This is a genomic window from Modestobacter sp. Leaf380 (genome assembly GCF_001424485.1).
GTDB lineage: Bacteria > Actinomycetota > Actinomycetes > Mycobacteriales > Geodermatophilaceae > Klenkia.
In genome coordinates, this window is the sequence record NZ_LMQC01000001.1 from 504487 (window position 1) to 520140 (window position 15654).

Sequence of the window (15654 nt, forward strand, 5' to 3'; positions counted from 1 at the left end):
GGAGAAGGCTAGTCGGCGGCCGGGGCCGGGACGGAGGACTCCTCGACGTCGGGCAGCTCGCGTGGCCAGGCCCCGGGGGTGCCGGCCAGGTCCCACAGCTCCGGCAGCAGCGCCGGCCAGACCGGCTCGGTGGCGTCCGCGAGCTCAGCACGGGTCCACCAGCGGTGCCCCAGGACGGTGCGCTGCTCGTCCTCGGTGAAGCCCACGGTGGACACCGCGAACGCCGGCACCCGGACGACGTGGAAGGCGTCGGCCTGGTCGACCAGCACGTCGCTGTAGCCGTGCACCACCTGCCGTCGGGCCAGCGGGCCGGCCACGTCGGCCCGGTCCACGACCAGCCCGGTCTCCTCGGCGACCTCGCGGACCACCGCGGTGACCTCGTCCTCGCCGTCCTCGATGCCGCCGCCGGGCGTCATCCACCAGCTGGCCGCCGGGTCCTGCGGGTCCAGGCCGGTGTCGCTGTCCCGGAACAGCAGGACCCGCTCCTCGCCGTCGTCACCGCGGGCCAGCAGCAGCACCCGCACGGTGGCGCGGGAGCGGCGCGGGCGCGGGTCGGCGGCGGCGAGCCGGGCGGTCCAGGACGGGCCGTGCGGCACCAGCACCGCGGTCCGGACGTCGTCGTCGGCCCGGTCGAGCTGCACGACGAGGTGCTCGTCGGCGAGCTGCTCGACCAGCCCGTGGCCCCACTCGACGACGGTGACCGCCTCCTCGGCGGAGGCGTCCAGGTCCAGGTCGTCGACGTCGGCGACCGAGCCGAGCCGGTAGGCGTCCACGTGCACCAGCGGCAGCCGCCCGCCGCGGTGCACCCGGGCCAGCACGAACGTCGGGGAGGTGACCGGGCCGGGCACGCCCAGACCCGCACCGATGCCCTGGGTGAGCGCGGTCTTCCCGGCACCCAGCGGTCCGGACAGCAGCACCAGGTCCCCGGCCCGCAGCAGCCCGGCGAGCTCGACGCCGAACGCGCGGGTGTCGGCAGGGGTGGCCAGCACCCGCCTCACCGGCCGACCTCGGCGGCGATCGTCGCCAGGTCCTCGACCAGCGCGGCCCGGGGGGCCCCACGCGGGCCGAACCGGATGGCCGCGCTGGGGTGGTAGGTCACCCACACCCGGCGGCCGTCGACCTCGTGCGCGCGGCCACGCGCCTGCCCCAGCACGGTCCCCGGCCCCAGGAACCACTTCGCCGAGGACAGCCCCAGCGCGAGGACCGCGGGCGGGTCGAGCAGGTCCAGCTGGCGGCGCAGCCAGCCGCTGCACCGTGCCACCTCGGGGCTCTTCGGCGTCCGGTTGCCCGGGGGACGGCACTTGACCACGTTGAGCACCGCGGTCTCGGCCCGGTCCAGGCCGGCCTCGCCCAGCAGCTGGTCCAGCAGGGCCCCGCTCCGTCCCACGAACGGCCGGCCGGTCTCGTCCTCGGTCGCGCCGGGGGCCTCGCCGATGATCGCCAGCCGCGGCCGACCCGAGACCGGGACGTCGCCGACCACCACGTGCTGCCGGGCGGCGGCCAGCTCCGGGCAGGCGGTGCAGGTCGAGGCGGCGGCGGCCAGCGTCGGCCAGTCCATGACGGCGGCGCGCTCGGTCAGCTCGAGCGCGACCGGGTCCGGGGCCCTCACCGGGACGCCCGCTGTCCGGCGCCGACCCGGCGCAGCAGCCGGGTGATCGCCGCGGTGACCTCGGCGGGACGCTCCAGGGGCACCAGGTGCCCGGCGACCGGGACGACGACGTACTCCTCGGGGCCCGCGCCCAGCTGCTCCATCCGGGCCACGATCCGGTCGCTGTGCCCGCGCGGGATCATCTTGTCCTCGTCGCCGGTGAGCACCAGGACCGGGATGCGGGTCAGCGGCTCCAGGGCGGCGTCGGCGTCCAGGCCGGCGATGGCCGGGTAGAACTCGGCGATGACGTCGACCGGGGTGCCGGCGATCATCGCGTCCACGTAGCGCACCAGCGCGGGGTCGACGTCGTCCCCGGCGAAGGACAGCGCCTTGACCGCGGCCGAGACCAGGTCGCGGGCGATCCGGCGGGTGCGCTCGGCCCACTGCGGGCGGTGGCGCATCGTGTACGCCGCGATCGGGAAGACCGCGGTGCGGACCCGGGTGAGCACGTGCGGCAGCCCGAGGTCCAGGTCGGCGAGCCCCCCGCTGGACGTGGACAGCAGCCCGACGCCGACGACCCGGGGGCCGAACAGCTCGGGCCGGTGGGCGGCCAGGGAGAGCACGGTCATGCCGCCCATCGAGTGCCCCAGCAGCACCACCGGCCCGCGCGGGACCCGGGCGTCCAGCACGCTGGCCAGGTCCTCGGCGAGCTGCTCGATGGTGGAGTGGTCGGCGGCCCCGCGGCCCGAGGAGCCGTGCCCGCGCTGGTCGTAGAACACCAGCCGGGCGTCGGGCCGGTGCCCGTTCCCGGTGGCCAGGGTGGCGGCGAGGTCGCGGCGCTGGAAGGTCCAGGAGGCCATCGACAGCGAGTACCCGTGCACGAAGACCACGGTCAGCGGCGCGTCGCCCGGGCCGATCTCCTCCACCGACAGCAGCACGCCGTCGGTGGTCTGCACCAGCGCCGTCCGGTCGGGCTCGCGGCTGCCCGCGCCGAGCGGGTCGTCCTCCCGCTGCACCGCCGCCGGGCGGTCGGTGGGGTCGACCGCGGCGGGCAGCTCGGCACGCTCGGCGGCCGGACCGAGCTGGGCGGCCGCGACCCGTCGTCCGGCCGCACGGGTGACGGCGACACCGACCGCGGCACCGGCAGCGGCCAGCCCGACGACCCCGCCCAGGATGCCGACGGTGCGGGGCGTGGGGTGCGGCACCGGGATGGGCGCCGGGCGCCGGTGCGGCGGCCGGGCGCTCACGCCGGCACCCCGGCCGTGCCGGTGTACGAGCGGGTGAAGCGCCCGCCGACCCGGGTGACCAGCTCGTAGTGGATGGTGCCCAGCGCCGTCGCCCAGTCCTGCGCGGTCGGCTCGCCGCGGTCGCCGGGACCCCAGAGCACCACCTCGTCGCCGGGGGCCACCTCGTCGTCGCCGACGTCGAGCACGAACTGGTCCATGCAGACCCGGCCGGCGATGGTGCGCTGGGAGCCCGCGGCCAGCACCCGGGCGGTGTTGCCCCCCGCCCGCGGCACGCCGTCGGCGTAGCCGACGGGGACCAGCGCGAGCGTGGTGTCCGCGGCGGTGTGGTGGGTGTGGCCGTAGGAGACCCCGGTGCCGGCCGGCACCCGCTTGGTCAGCGCGACCCGGGCGCGCACGGTCATCGCCGGCCGCAAGCCGTACTGCGCGGGGTCGCCCTCCAGCGGGTCCAGCCCGTAGACGGCGACGCCGGGGCGGACGGTGTCGTACCAGGTGTGCGGCAGCGCGATCGTGGCCGCGGAGTTGGCCAGGTGCCGGCGGGCCTCGGTGAGCCCGGCGGCCCGGGCCAGCGCGGTGGCCTCCTCGAAGACCGCGACCTGGGCGGCGATCGTCGGGTGCGTCGGGGCGTCGGCGTACGCCAGGTGGCTCCACAACCCGACGACGACGACCTCGCCCTCGGCCTGCGCCCGGGCGGCGGCCGCGACCAGACCCGGCCAGTCGGCCCCGGTGGCGCCCTCGCGGGACAGCCCGGTGTCGACGAAGAGCTGCACCCGGGCGGTGCGGCCGGTGGCCCGCGCCGCGTCGACGACCTCGGCGAGCGCCCACTCGGCGTTGACCGACAGCTCGACGTCGGCGGCGAGCCCGGCGGCGTAGTCCTCGCCCGGGCCGTGCTGCCAGGACAGCACCGGGGCGGTGACCCCGGCCGCCCGCAACGCCAGCGCCTCCTCCAGCACGGTGACCCCGAGGGCGTCGGCGCCGCCGGCCAGCGCGGCCCGCGCCGCGGGCACCAGCCCGTGGCCGTACCCGTCGGCCTTGACCACGGCCATCAACGGCCGGCCGGCCCGCTCGCGCAGGGCGGCGGCGTTGGCCGCGATCGTGTCCAGGTCGACCACGACCTCGGCCCTGCTGTGCTCGCTCACGTCGCCCAGTGTCCCAGCACCCTCCGCCCGGGCCCTGCTCCCGGGCCCCGGGCCCTCACGTGCCCGAACGCAGGCGGTGCAGCGTCTCGGGCAACCGGCGGACCAGGTCACCGGCGATCAGCGGGCCCCCGGCCGCGGCGAGCTGACCGGCCCGGCCGTGCACGTGGGCGGCCACCGCGGTGGCCTCGGTGGCGTCCAGCCCGGTGGCCAGGAGGGCCCCGGTGATCCCGGCCAGCACGTCGCCGGTGCCGGCGGTGGCCAGCCAGGGCGTGCCGGTGCCGTTGACGAACGTCGTCCCGTCCGGCCCGGCGACGACGGTCGCGTCGCCCTTGAGCAGCACGGTGACGCCCAGGTCGACGGCCGCGGCCCGGGCCGCCCCGATCCGGTCGCCGCCCAGCTCCCAGCCGAACCGGGTGAACTCCCGGTCGTGAGGGGTCAGCACGGTGGGCGCGCCGCGGCCCCGGGCCAGGCCGGGGTCCGCGGCCAGCAGGGTCAGACCGTCGGCGTCGACCACGACCGGCAGGTCGGTGGCCAGCACCTCGGCCAGCACGCTGCGGGCCTCGTCGTCGGTGCCCATCCCGGGACCGACCACCCAGGCCTGCACCCGCCCGGCACCGGCAGGGCGGCCCGCGGTGACGATCGCCTCCGGCCAGGCCGCCCGCACCCCCTCGGCGGCGGTGCCCGCGTAGCGGACCAGACCGGGTCGGGCCCGCAGCGCCGCTCCGGTGCAGAGCACCCCGGCGCCGGGGTAGGTCGCCGAGCCCGCGACGACGCCGACCACGCCCTGGCTGTACTTGTCGTCTCCCGAGCCGGGCTCGGCGAGCCGGTCGGCGACGTCGCCGTCGGTGAGCTGCCGGGCCGAGGGGGCCGGCAGCCGGAGCCCGATGTCCACGAGGTGCACCGTGCCCGCGTACCCCCGCCCGGCGCCGACCACGAGGCCGGGCTTCACCGCCCCGAAGGCCACCGTGTGCTGGGCCGGGAACGCCTCCCCCTCGACCGCACCGGTGTCGGCGTCCACCCCGCTGGGCAGGTCGACGGCGACCAGCAGGCCCGGCCCGGCCACCGCGGCGGCGATCGCGGCGGCGGCGTCGGCCCGCAGTCCCCCGCGCCCACCGATGCCGACGATGCCGTCCAGCACCAGGTCCGCCCGGTCCAGACCGGCCTCCTCGAGGCTGGTGGTCACCCGCCCACGCGCCCCGCGCAGGGCGGCGAGCCCGGTCCCGTGCGCCCGGTCGGGGGCCAGCAGCAGCGCGGTGACGGCGGCCCCGCGACGGGCCAGCAGCGCACCGGCCCACAGCGCGTCGCCGCCGTTGTCCCCGGCGCCGACCAGCAGCACCACCCGCAGGCCGTGCGCCCGGCCGGTCAGCCGCAGGCACACCGTGGCCAACCCGGTCGCCGCCCGCAGCATGAGCGCACCCACGGGCAGCGAAGCCAGCAGCGGCGCCTCCGCCGCCCGCACCTGGTCGGCCGTGTACAGCCCGGTCACGAGTCCGCCTCGGCGATCACCACGGCCGAGGCGATGCCCCCGTCGTGGCTCAGCGACACGTGCCAGGACGTGACTCCCAGCTCCTGCGCCCGCCGGGCCACCGTGCCCCGGACCTCCAGCAGCGGACGGCCCCGGTCACCGACCACCACCTCGGCGTCGTGCCAGTGCAGGTCGCCGGGGGCACCGAGCGCCTTGGCCAGCGCCTCCTTGGCCGCGAACCGCGCGGCGAGGGACTCCCCCGTCCGCTGGGCGCCCGAGGGCGTCACCTGCTCGGCGGCGGTGAACAGCCGGTCGCGCAGCCCCGGCGTGCGCACCAGCGAGGCGGCGAACCGCTCCACCGGGCACACGTCGATGCCGACCCCGACGATCACTCCACGGTGACGGACTTGGCCAGGTTGCGGGGCATGTCGACGTCCAGGCCGCGGGTGTCGGCGATCTCGCAGGCCAGCACCTGCAGCGGGATCGTCGTGACGACGGGGGCCAGCAGGGTCGGCGTCCGGGGCACCCGGATGACGTGGTCGGCGTAGGGCAGCACGTCGTCGTCGCCCTCCTCGGCGATGACGATGGTGCGCGCCCCGCGGGCCCGGACCTCCTGGATGTTGGACACGACCTTGCCGTGCAGCGACTCCCGCCCGTGCGGGGACGGCGCGACCACGATGACCGGGGTGCCCTCGCCGATCAGCGCGATCGAGCCGTGCTTGAGCTCGCCGGCGGCGAAGCCCTCGGCGTGGATGTAGGCCAGCTCCTTGAGCTTGAGCGCACCCTCCAGGGCCACCGGGTACCCGACGTGGCGGCCCAGGAACAGGATCGTGGACTCGGTGGCCAGCGACCGGCCCAGCGCCCGCACGTCGTCGAGCCCGGCGAGCACCTGGGTGACCTGCTCGGGCAGCTTGCGCAGCTCGGTGACGACCGCAGCGACCTCGTCCTCGTACTTCAGCCCGCGGACCTGGGCCAGGAACAGCCCGACGAGGTACACGGCCACCACCTGGGTCAGGAAGCCCTTGGTGGAGGCGACGGCGACCTCGGGTCCGGCCCGGGTGTAGAGCACCGCGTCGGACTCGCGCGGGATGGTCGACCCGTTGGCGTTGCAGATGGCCAGCACCCGCGCCTGCTGCTCCTTGGCGTGCCGCAGCGCCATCAGGGTGTCCATGGTCTCCCCGGACTGGGAGATGACCACGACCAGCGTGGAGCGGTCCAGCACCGGGTCCCGGTAGCGGAACTCGCTGGCCAGCTCGACCTCGACCGGGATGCGGGTCCAGTGCTCGATGGCGTACTTGGCGATCATGCCGGCGTGGTAGGCGGTGCCGCAGGCGATCACGAAGACCTTCGTGATCCCGCGCAGGTCCTCGTCGGAGATCCGCACCTCGTCCAGCACGATCTCCCCGCGGTCGCCCAGGCGACCCAGCAGGGTGTCGGCGACCGCCTGCGGCTGCTCGGCGATCTCCTTGAGCATGAACCAGTCGTAGCCGCCCTTCTCGGCGGCCTCGGCGTCCCAGTCCACCGAGTAGGCCAGCGGCTCGACGACCGTGCCGGCGAAGTCGGTGACGGTCACCCCACGGGTGCGGTGCAGCTCGACGACCTGGTCCTGCCCGAGCTCCAGGGCGTTGCGGGTGTGCCCGATGAACGCGGCGACGTCGGAGCCCAGGAAGTACTCTCCGTCCCCGACGCCGACGACCAGCGGGGAGTTGCGGCGCGAGGCGACGATCGTGTCGGGCTCGGCGACGTGGCTGGCGACCAGGGTGAAGGCACCCTCCAGCCGGCGGGAGACCACCCGCATCGCCTCGGCGAGGCGGCCTCCACCCTCGGGCAGCGTCGGGTAGACCGCGGCCAGCAGGTGCGCCACGACCTCGGTGTCGGTCTCGGAGGTGAACTCGACGCCGGTCGCCTCGACCTCGGTGCGCAGCGCGGCGAAGTTCTCGATGATCCCGTTGTGGATCACCGCGACGGTGCCGTCGGCAGAGGTGTGCGGGTGCGCGTTGCGGTCGGTCGGGCCACCGTGGGTGGCCCAGCGGGTGTGCCCGATGCCGATCGTCGAGGGCGGGAGCGCCTTCTCGGCCAGCTCCTTCTCCAGGTTCGCGACCTTGCCGGCCTTCTTCGCCGTGGCCAGCGCCCCGGCGGCCAGGACGGCGACCCCGGCCGAGTCGTACCCGCGGTACTCCAGCCGGCGCAGGCCCTCCAGGACCACGTCCAACGCGTTCTGAGGACCGACGTACCCCACGATGCCGCACATTCCAGCCAGGGTACCGGTGCCCGCCCGGACGCCGGCCCCGCTGCAGGACCCCGCGGCGAGCCTGCAGCCCGTACGGGTGACGCCCTCAGACGGCCGCGACGACCTCGGCGAGCCGCTGGGCGACGGCGTCGGCCTGCTCCTGGGTGGGGGCCTCGACCATCACCCGGACCAGCTGCTCGGTGCCCGAGGGACGCAGCAGCACCCGGCCGCTGTCCCCGAGCTCGGCCTCGACGTCGTTGACCGCCCGGGCGACGTCGTCGCTCTCCACGACGGCGAGCCGGTCGCTGACGGGCACGTTGACCAGGACCTGCGGCAGCTTCTGCACCACCGACGCCAGCTCGGCCAGCGACTGGCCGGTGGCCGACATCCGGGACAACAGGGCCAGTCCGGTGAGCAGGCCGTCCCCGGTGGTCGCCCAGTCCAGGAAGACCAGGTGGCCCGACTGCTCGCCACCCAGCGAGAGCCCGCGGGAGCGCAGCGCCTCGAGCACGTAGCGGTCCCCGACGGCGGTGGTGGCCACGGTGATGCCGGCGTCGCGCATCGTGTGGTGGAAGCCCAGGTTGCTCATCACCGTGGCGACGACGGTGTCGTCCACCAGGTTGCCGCTCTCGTGCAGCGCCAGGGCGCAGATAGCCAGGATCTCGTCGCCATCGACCAGGTCGCCCCGGGCGGTGACGGCCAGGCAGCGGTCGGCGTCGCCGTCGTGGGCGATGCCGATGTCGGCCCCGGTCCGGGCGACGGCGGCCTGCAGCGGTCCCAGGTGGGTGGAGCCGATGCCCTCGTTGATGTTCCACCCGTCGGGCTCGCCGCCGATCACGTGCACGGTGGCACCGGCCCGGCGGTAGACCTCCGGGGCGCAGCGCGAGGCTGCCCCGTGCGCGCAGTCCACGACGACGCGCAGCCCGGACAGCGGCTGCCGCAGCGCCGACAGCACGTGGTCGGTGTAGTCCTCGGCGGCGTTCGGCAGGTCCCGGACCCGGCCGACCCCGCCACCGGTGGGCCGGTGGTCGGGGGCGTCGGCAGGGGTCAGGTGGCCGGCGATGCGCCGTTCGATGGCCGCCTCGACCGCGTCGGGCAGCTTGTGCCCGCCGCGGGAGAACAGCTTGATGCCGTTGTCGGGCATCGGGTTGTGACTGGCGGAGATCATCACGCCCAGGTCGGCGCCGGTCCGACCGGTGAGGAACGCGACGGCCGGGGTGGGGACGACGCCCACCCGCAGCACCTCGGCACCGGCGCTGGTGAGGCCCGCGACGACCGCGGCCTCCAGCATCTCCCCGCTCGCGCGGGGGTCGCGGCCGACGACCGCGACGGGACGCGAGGTCCCGTCGCGGTCGGCGAGCACGCTGGCGGCAGCACGTGCCACCGAGAGGGCCAACTCCGGCGTGAGGTCGGCGTTGGCCCGACCCCGGACGCCGTCGGTCCCGAAGAGGCGACCCACGGACTACCCGGTCAGCGCTTGGAGTACTGGGGCGCCTTGCGCGCCTTCTTCAGGCCGTACTTCTTGCGCTCGATGACCCGGGGGTCACGAGTCAGGAAGCCGGCCTTCTTGAGGGCCGGACGGTCCTCGGGCTCGACCTCGATGAGCGCGCGGGCGATCGCCAGGCGCAGCGCGCCGGCCTGCCCGGAGACGCCGCCGCCGTTGAGCAGCGCGACGACGTCGTACTGCTCGCCCTTCTCCAGGATGGTGAAGGGCTCACGGATGAGCTGCTGGTGGACCTTGTTCGGGAAGTACTCCTCGATGGTCCGGCCGTTGAGCTTGAACTGGCCGGTGCCGGGGAGGAGCCGGACCCGGACGATGGCCTCCTTGCGGCGGCCCACCGTCTGGATCGGGCGGCCGTCGGCGTCGGTCACGGTCTGGGGCGCCGTCATCGGGGTGGTCACTGGGACACCTGCTTGATCTCGTAGGTCTGGGGCAGCTGGGCCTGGTGCGGGTGCTCGGGCCCGGCGTAGACCTTGAGCTTGGAGAGCATCTGCCGGCCCAGCGTGTTGTGCGGCAGCATCCCCTTGACGGCGCGCTCGATCACGCGGTCGGGGCGGGTCTTCAGCTCGTCGCCGACGTTGATCGCCCGCAGACCACCCGGGTAGCCCGAGTGGCGGTAGGCGATCTTGGCGTCGCGCTTGGAGCCGGTCAGCGCCACCTTGCCCGCGTTGATGACGACGACGAAGTCGCCGGTGTCCACGTGCAGGGCGTACTGCGGCTTGTGCTTGCCGCGCAGGAGCTGCGCGGTCTGGCTGGCCAGTCGACCGAGCACCACGTCGGTGGCGTCGATGACGTGCCAGGCCCGGGTGATGTCACCGGGCTTGGGGCTGTATGTGCGCACGGGGGCCCACTTCCTCGTCGTCGGGTGGCTGGTGGATCGCCTCACCGAGCACGGGAGACCGATCAACAGCGCGCGTGCACCAGCCGGCAGCGCGCGCCAACGGAGAACAGTACCAGCCCCGCCCCGGCGGCTCAGCCGTCGATGAGGTCGCGCTGGCGCGGGAGCAGGTCGTCCATCTGGGCCGTGTCGTCGATGGCGTCCAGCCCGGTGACGTCGACGCTGGCCAGGTAGGACCCGTACCCGACGTAGCAGCGCTGGTAGAAGCTGCCGCCGCCACCGTCGAAGGCGAAGCACGGGGCCTCCGGCAGCGCCGGCAGGACGAAGGGCGCCCCGCCGAAGGCGGTGGCCTCCAGCTGGGCGAAGCCCAGGTAGGCGGCGTTGGACTGCGCGGAGCTGGGGAAGGCGTACAGCGCCACCGCGAAGTCCAGCCCCAGCCCCTCGTCGGTGGACTGCTTGGCGAAGAAGCCGCTGAGCCCGTTGGTGGTCAGCAGCTCGCGCTCCACGACCGGGTCGATGGCCAGCCGCAGGTAGCCCTCCAGGTCGTAGGTGCCGGTGAACCGGTTGAGGTCACCGGGAGGGTCCAGCGCGAAGGCGGCCAGGCCCAGGTGGTCGTTGGGCAGGTCGGGCACCTGCGCCTGCGGGGTCGGGGTGAAGGTGGCCAGCAGGGCCAGCTGGTCGGTGAGCTGGCGGGTGATCAGGTCCGGCCCGCCGCCGGCCGGGGCGTCCAGGTAGGCGTAGGCCAGCAGGCGACCGGTGGGCACCCAGGCCTGGATCGTGTCCACGGAGCCACCCGCGGAGTCCGACCCGCCGGTGGTCTGCGCGGCGGTGACGCCGAGGCCGGTCAGCTCGACGGGCTGGTGGTCCCCGGCCTCGAAGTCCAACGCGATCTCGTTGAGGGCGGTGGCCGCAGCGACCGCCGAGTCCGGGTCCGACACCTCGGCGACCAGGGTCAGCGTCCCGTTGTTCGCCGCGTCCTGGGCGCAGTTGCCCCAGCCGGCCACGAAGCCCCACCGGTCCAGCTCCTGCTCGACCCGGCCGTCCCCGAAGTAGAGGGAGTCGACGCTGCGCGCGGTCCCGAAGGGCCCGCTGGGGAAGCAGGAGTCGGTGCGGTCCGGGCTGGTGCTGGCCGCCAGCGACGTCACCGAGGCCAGCCGGCGGGCCTCGGCACCGGTGCCCGGCCCGACCTCGGGGGCCGGGGTGACCTGCCCGGACGGGGCGGCCGTGGTGCTGGGGGCGGCGGTGTCCGAGGGCGGCGCACTGGTCGGGACGGCGCTGGCCGTGCCCTCGACGGTGGACGAGCAACCGGCCAGCAGCGTCACGGCCGCGACGGCGGCGGTCGCCAGGACCCCCCGCGTGCGCACGGTCAGACCACCTCGCGCAGCGCGCCGGTGGTCACGTCGTAGACCGTGCCGCGGACCTCGTGCGAGAGCAGGTAGGGCGTGGCCCGCAGCAGCCGCAGGGACTCCCGGACGTCGTCGTCGACGTCGGTGAAGGTGCGGCCCACCCACGGCGGCCGGTGTCCGGTCGCGGCCTCCACCAGGTCGGCCAGCCCGGCGTCGTCGGTCTTCTGCATCCCGCAGTCGGTGTGGTGCACCAGCACCGTCTCGCGGGTGCCCAGCAGGTGCTGGGAGATGGTCAGGGACCGCAGCGTGTCCTCGGTGACGACGCCACCGGCGTTGCGGATGACGTGGGCGTCCCCGACCTCCAGGCCCAGCAGCGGGAACAGCGGCATCCGGGAGTCCATGCACGCCACCACGGCGACGTGCCGGGCCGGGCGCACCGGCCGGGACCCGGGGAACTGCGCCACCCAGGCGGCGTTGGCGTCGAGGATGCGGTCGATCTCGGTCACCGGGGCAACCTATCGACCCCCGGGCCCCCCGTCACGACGGCCACCGGGCCGCCCGGGCCGCCCGCGGGTGAGGATGGTCCGGTGCGCACGGTCGAGGAACACCAGCAGGTCGTCGCCGCGCTGCTCCGGCAGCCCGGCACCGAGGAGGTGCCGCTGGCCCACGCCGCCGGCCGGGTGCTGGCCGAGGACGTGACCGCCGCCGTCGGGCTGCCCGTCTTCACCAACTCCGCGATGGACGGGTACGCCGCCCGCTGGGCGGACGTCGCGACCGCCTCCGACGACGCCCCGGTCCACCTGCCGGTCGCCGCCGACCTGCCCGCCGGTCGCACCGACGTGCCCGACCTGGCGCCCGGCACCGTGCACCGCATCATGACCGGCGCACCGATGCCCCCGGGCGCCGACGTCGTCGTCCCGGTCGAGCGCACCGACGGCGCCACCGACACCGTCAGGATCAGCAGCGCCCCGGCCCGCGACACCCACGTCCGGCACGCCGGGGAGGACATCGCCCGGGGCGAGGTCGCGCTGTCGGCCGGCGTCGTGCTCGGGTCCTCCCAGCTGGGTCTGGCCGCCTCGGTGGGCCGCTCGACCGTCGTGGTCCGCCGGCGTCCCCGCGTGCTGGTCCTCTCGACCGGGACCGAGCTGGTCGCCCCGGGCGAGCCGCTGGCGCCGGGGCAGATCTACGAGTCCAACTCGCTGCTGCTGGCCACCGCCGTCGAGGCCGCCGGCGGCGAGGCCCGCACACTGCACTTCGTCCCCGACGACGTCGACCAGTTCCTGTCCACCGTGCGGGCGGAGCTGGCCACCGCCGACCTGCTGGTCACCAGCGGCGGGGTCAGCATGGGCGCCTACGAGGTGGTGAAGGACGCCTTCGGGGCGCTGGGCACCGTCGAGTTCGTCAAGGTCGCCATGCAGCCCGGCGGCCCGCAGGGCTGCGGCACCGTGGACGGCGTCCCGGTGGTCACCCTGCCCGGCAACCCGGTGAGCTCCTTCGTGTCCTTCGAGGTCTTCGTGCGGCCCGCCCTCCGCGCCGCGATGGGCATCACCCACCCCCAGCGGCTGCGCACCACCGCCCGGCTCGTCGGCCCCCTGGTCTCCCCCGCCGCCCGCCGCCAGTACCTGCGGGGCTGGTTCGACGCCGGCGAGGTGTCCCAGGTCGGCGGGCCCGGCTCGCACCTGGTCGCGCACCTGGCGCGCGCGAACTGCCTCGTCGTCGTCCCCGAGGACGTCACCGAGCTGCCGACCGGCAGCGAGGTCGAGGTCGTCCTGATCGAAGGAGCCCTGCAGTGAGCACCGGATTCACCCACCTCGACGCCGCCGGCGCCGCCCGGATGGTCGACGTCACCGGCAAGGAGGTCACCGCCCGGGTGGCGACGGCGGCCGGCCGGGTGCTGGTCAGCCCCGAGGTCGTCGCGCTGCTGCGCGGGGAGGGCGTGCCCAAGGGCGACGCGATCGCCGTCGCCCGGATCGCCGGCATCGCCGGGGCCAAGCGGACCCCCGACCTCATCCCGCTGTGCCACCCGGTCGCCCTGCACGGGGTCACCGTGGACCTCGAGGTCACCGACGAGGCCGTGGAGATCACCGTCACCGCCCGCACCGCGGACCGCACCGGGATCGAGATGGAGGCCCTCACCTCGGTCGCCGTCACCGGGTTGACGGTCATCGACATGGTCAAGGCCGTCGACCCGCGCGCGGTCATCACCGACGTCCGGCTGCTCGCGAAGTCCGGCGGCAAGAAGGGCGACTGGACCCGATGACCCTCCCCACCGGCGCCCGCGCCGTCGTCGTCACCGCCTCCAACCGGGCCTCGGCCGGGGTCTACGAGGACCGCTCCGGCCAGGCGCTGGCCGCCGGGCTCCGCGAGCTCGGCTTCGCCGTCGAGGGCCCGCACGTCCGCCCCGACGACGTCGAGGCCCTCGCCGCGGTGCTGCGCGAGGCCGTGGCCTCCGGCGCCGACGTCGTCCTCACCACCGGCGGGACCGGGCTCACCCCCACCGACGTCACCCCCGAGGCGACCCGGCTGGTGATCGAGCGGGAGGCACCGGGCATCGCCGACGCCGTCCGCCGGTACGGGCAGCCCGCCGTGCCCACCGCCGTCCTGTCCCGTGGGCTCGCCGGCACCGCCGGGCGCACCCTGGTGGTCAACCTCCCCGGGTCCACCGGCGGGGTCCGCGACGGGCTCGCGGTGCTCGGGCCGCTGCTGCCCCACGTGGTGAGCCAGCTCCGCGGCGGCGATCACTGAGCCGGGAGCACCAACCGGCGGGTGTGGCTGTAGACGTTGCACCCGTCGCCGCGGAGGAAGCCGATCAGCGTGATGCCGGTGGACTCCGCCAGCTCCACGGCCAGCGAGCTCGGCGCCGACACCGCCGCCAGCACCGGGACGCCGGCCATCGCGGCCTTCTGGGTCAACTCGAAGCTGGAGCGCCCGCTGACCATGAGCACGTGCCCGGCCAGCGGCAGCCGCCCGGCACGCACCGCGTCCCCGACCACCTTGTCCACCGCATTGTGCCGGCCGACGTCCTCCCGCAGGGCCACCAGCTCGCCCTCGGCGGTGAACAGGCCCGCGGCGTGCAGCCCACCGGTCCGGTCGAACACGGCCTGAGCCGCACGCAGCCGGTCCGGCAGCGCCAGCAGCGTCGCCAGCGTCAACCGGGTCTCGTCCCCGGGGACGTCGAAGACCGTCTTGGTGCGGATCGCGTCGATGCTGGCCTTGCCGCAGACCCCGCACGAACTGGTCGTGTAGAAGTTCCGGTCCAGCGCCGTGTCCGGGGCCTCGACACCGGGCGCCAGGTCGACGTCGACCACGTTGTAGGTGTTGCGGCCGCTGTCGTCGACCGAGTCGCAGTAGCGCAGCGAGGAGACGTCGTCCAGGGACCGGATGACGCCCTCGGTGGCCAGGAACCCGTGCACCAGGTCGAAGTCGTCGCCGGGGGTCCGCATGGTGACCGCGAGCGGCGTCCCGTCCAGCCGGATCTCCAGCGGCTCCTCGCTCGCCACGGTGTCCGGGCGGGTGACGTGCTGGTCGCCCCGGATGCGCAGCACCGGTGTCCGGCTGGTGACTCGTCCCACGCGGACGACCGTACCCACCGTCGGCCACCTAGCGTCTGCCCCGTGGACGAGCAGGCACCGGACGACGACCGGGCGGGGCGGCTGCCCGCCTACGCCGCCCTCGTGCTGGCCGGTGGCCGCGCGGCCCGGCTGGGCGGGCAGCCCAAGCCCCAGCTGCAGGTCGGTGGGCGGTCGATGCTCGAGGCGGTCCTCGCCGCCGTGGCCGACGCCGACGAGCGGGTCGTCGTGGGCCCGCCCCAGCCCGTGCCGACGGGGGTGACCGTGGTGCGGGAGCAGCCCCCCGGCGGCGGGCCGGTACCCGCGATGCGCGCGGGTCTGGCCGCCGTCACCACCGAGGTGGTCGCCGTCCTCGCGGCGGACCTGCCGTTCCTCACCGCCGAGGTGGTCAGGGCCCTGCGCGAGCGGCTCACCGGAGACGGCGTCCTGGTCGTCGACGCCACCGGCCGGGACCAGTTCCTGCTGGGGGTCTGGCGCACCGCCGCCCTGCGCGCAGCCGTCGCCGACGTCCCCGGCCCCACCTCGGTACGGGCCGTGCTGTCCCCGCTCGCCGTCCGCCGGTACCGGCCCGACCTGGTGCCGGGCACCCCGCCGCCCTGGACCGACTGCGACACCCCGGCCGAGCTGGGCCGCGCCCGGGCCGCAGCACCGCCCGCCTGAGCCCCGGCACCCGCCGACGAGCGGTGTGACGCCGGGCGCTGACTGCCCGACCGCCCCCGGGGTACGTGTCCCCC

The 15654-nt window shown here is 75.5% G+C and carries 17 protein-coding genes; 4 read left to right on the top strand and 13 right to left on the bottom strand.

The features are described from left to right. Positions 1 to 8: 8 nt before the first annotated feature. The 12 genes from tsaE to ASG41_RS02385 all read right to left on the bottom strand — a co-directional run bounded on the left by tsaE (position 9) and on the right by ASG41_RS02385 (position 11857). Positions 9 to 998, bottom strand: coding sequence for a tRNA (adenosine(37)-N6)-threonylcarbamoyltransferase complex ATPase subunit type 1 TsaE (tsaE, locus tag ASG41_RS22745; RefSeq protein ID WP_082556469.1), 990 nt, complete (start codon positions 996 to 998; stop codon positions 9 to 11). Beyond that, positions 995 to 1609, bottom strand: a complete 615-nt coding sequence (locus ASG41_RS02335) for a uracil-DNA glycosylase (RefSeq protein ID WP_235564380.1) — start codon at positions 1607 to 1609, stop codon at positions 995 to 997. Before ASG41_RS02335 ends, tsaE begins: the two co-directional genes overlap by 4 nt. Further along, complete coding sequence (locus ASG41_RS02340; RefSeq protein WP_056289090.1) at positions 1606 to 2835, bottom strand: alpha/beta fold hydrolase; 1230 nt, start codon at positions 2833 to 2835, stop codon at positions 1606 to 1608. Before ASG41_RS02340 ends, ASG41_RS02335 begins: the two co-directional genes overlap by 4 nt. Next, on the bottom strand, positions 2832 to 3971 hold the full coding sequence (gene alr / locus ASG41_RS02345) for an alanine racemase (protein WP_056289092.1): 1140 nt from the start codon (positions 3969 to 3971) through the stop codon (positions 2832 to 2834). The genes ASG41_RS02340 and alr overlap by 4 nt, the downstream gene beginning before the upstream one ends. A gap of 55 nt (positions 3972 to 4026) precedes the next feature. Next, positions 4027 to 5457, bottom strand: a complete 1431-nt coding sequence (locus ASG41_RS02350) for an NAD(P)H-hydrate dehydratase (RefSeq protein WP_056289095.1) — start codon at positions 5455 to 5457, stop codon at positions 4027 to 4029. Further along, on the bottom strand, positions 5454 to 5828 hold the full coding sequence (locus tag ASG41_RS02355; protein WP_056289098.1) for a holo-ACP synthase: 375 nt from the start codon (positions 5826 to 5828) through the stop codon (positions 5454 to 5456). The genes ASG41_RS02350 and ASG41_RS02355 overlap by 4 nt, the downstream gene beginning before the upstream one ends. Further along, positions 5825 to 7687: a glutamine--fructose-6-phosphate transaminase (isomerizing) gene (gene glmS, locus ASG41_RS02360; protein WP_056289101.1), complete on the bottom strand. Its 1863-nt coding sequence runs from the start codon at positions 7685 to 7687 to the stop codon at positions 5825 to 5827. The genes ASG41_RS02355 and glmS overlap by 4 nt, the downstream gene beginning before the upstream one ends. An 85-nt stretch (positions 7688 to 7772) precedes the next feature. Continuing rightward, positions 7773 to 9125, bottom strand: a complete 1353-nt coding sequence (gene glmM / locus ASG41_RS02365; RefSeq protein WP_056289105.1) for a phosphoglucosamine mutase — start codon at positions 9123 to 9125, stop codon at positions 7773 to 7775. A gap of 11 nt (positions 9126 to 9136) precedes the next feature. Then, positions 9137 to 9556: a 30S ribosomal protein S9 gene (rpsI, locus tag ASG41_RS02370; RefSeq protein WP_056290201.1), complete on the bottom strand. Its 420-nt coding sequence runs from the start codon at positions 9554 to 9556 to the stop codon at positions 9137 to 9139. Between the two features lie 8 nt (positions 9557 to 9564). Further along, the gene (gene rplM / locus ASG41_RS02375) at positions 9565 to 10008 is read right to left on the bottom strand and encodes a 50S ribosomal protein L13 (protein ID WP_056289109.1); all 444 of its coding nucleotides are present in this window, start codon (positions 10006 to 10008) and stop codon (positions 9565 to 9567) included. A 131-nt stretch (positions 10009 to 10139) separates the two neighbouring features. Then, on the bottom strand, positions 10140 to 11369 hold the full coding sequence (locus ASG41_RS02380; protein WP_056289112.1) for a hypothetical protein: 1230 nt from the start codon (positions 11367 to 11369) through the stop codon (positions 10140 to 10142). Between the two features lie 2 nt (positions 11370 to 11371). Next, positions 11372 to 11857 carry a carbonic anhydrase gene (locus tag ASG41_RS02385; protein WP_056289117.1) on the bottom strand — a complete coding sequence of 162 codons (486 nt, stop codon included), beginning with the start codon at positions 11855 to 11857 and terminating at the stop codon, positions 11372 to 11374. A gap of 81 nt (positions 11858 to 11938) precedes the next feature. Here ASG41_RS02385 and glp point away from each other — a divergent pair, with 81 nt between their 5' ends. The 3 genes from glp to ASG41_RS02400 are packed head-to-tail and all read left to right on the top strand — an operon-like array spanning position 11939 to position 14096. Next, entirely contained in the window at positions 11939 to 13144 is a 1206-nt protein-coding gene (gene glp / locus ASG41_RS02390; RefSeq protein ID WP_056289122.1) for a gephyrin-like molybdotransferase Glp, read from the top strand. Then, on the top strand, positions 13141 to 13611 hold the full coding sequence (gene moaC, locus ASG41_RS02395) for a cyclic pyranopterin monophosphate synthase MoaC (protein ID WP_056289125.1): 471 nt from the start codon (positions 13141 to 13143) through the stop codon (positions 13609 to 13611). Before glp ends, moaC begins: the two co-directional genes overlap by 4 nt. Then, the gene (locus ASG41_RS02400) at positions 13608 to 14096 is read left to right on the top strand and encodes a molybdenum cofactor biosynthesis protein B (protein ID WP_056289128.1); all 489 of its coding nucleotides are present in this window, start codon (positions 13608 to 13610) and stop codon (positions 14094 to 14096) included. Before moaC ends, ASG41_RS02400 begins: the two co-directional genes overlap by 4 nt. On the opposite strand, the gene fdhD is transcribed toward ASG41_RS02400, so the two are convergent. Then, a complete protein-coding gene (gene fdhD / locus ASG41_RS02405; RefSeq protein ID WP_056289131.1) occupies positions 14090 to 14923 on the bottom strand; it encodes a formate dehydrogenase accessory sulfurtransferase FdhD in 834 nt (277 codons plus the stop codon). The two genes, ASG41_RS02400 and fdhD, sit on opposite strands and share 7 nt — an antisense overlap. A 42-nt stretch (positions 14924 to 14965) precedes the next feature. On the opposite strand from fdhD, the gene ASG41_RS02410 reads away from it, so the two are divergent. Continuing rightward, positions 14966 to 15580, top strand: coding sequence for a molybdenum cofactor guanylyltransferase (locus ASG41_RS02410; protein WP_235564385.1), 615 nt, complete (start codon positions 14966 to 14968; stop codon positions 15578 to 15580). Positions 15581 to 15654: the final 74 nt, after the last annotated feature.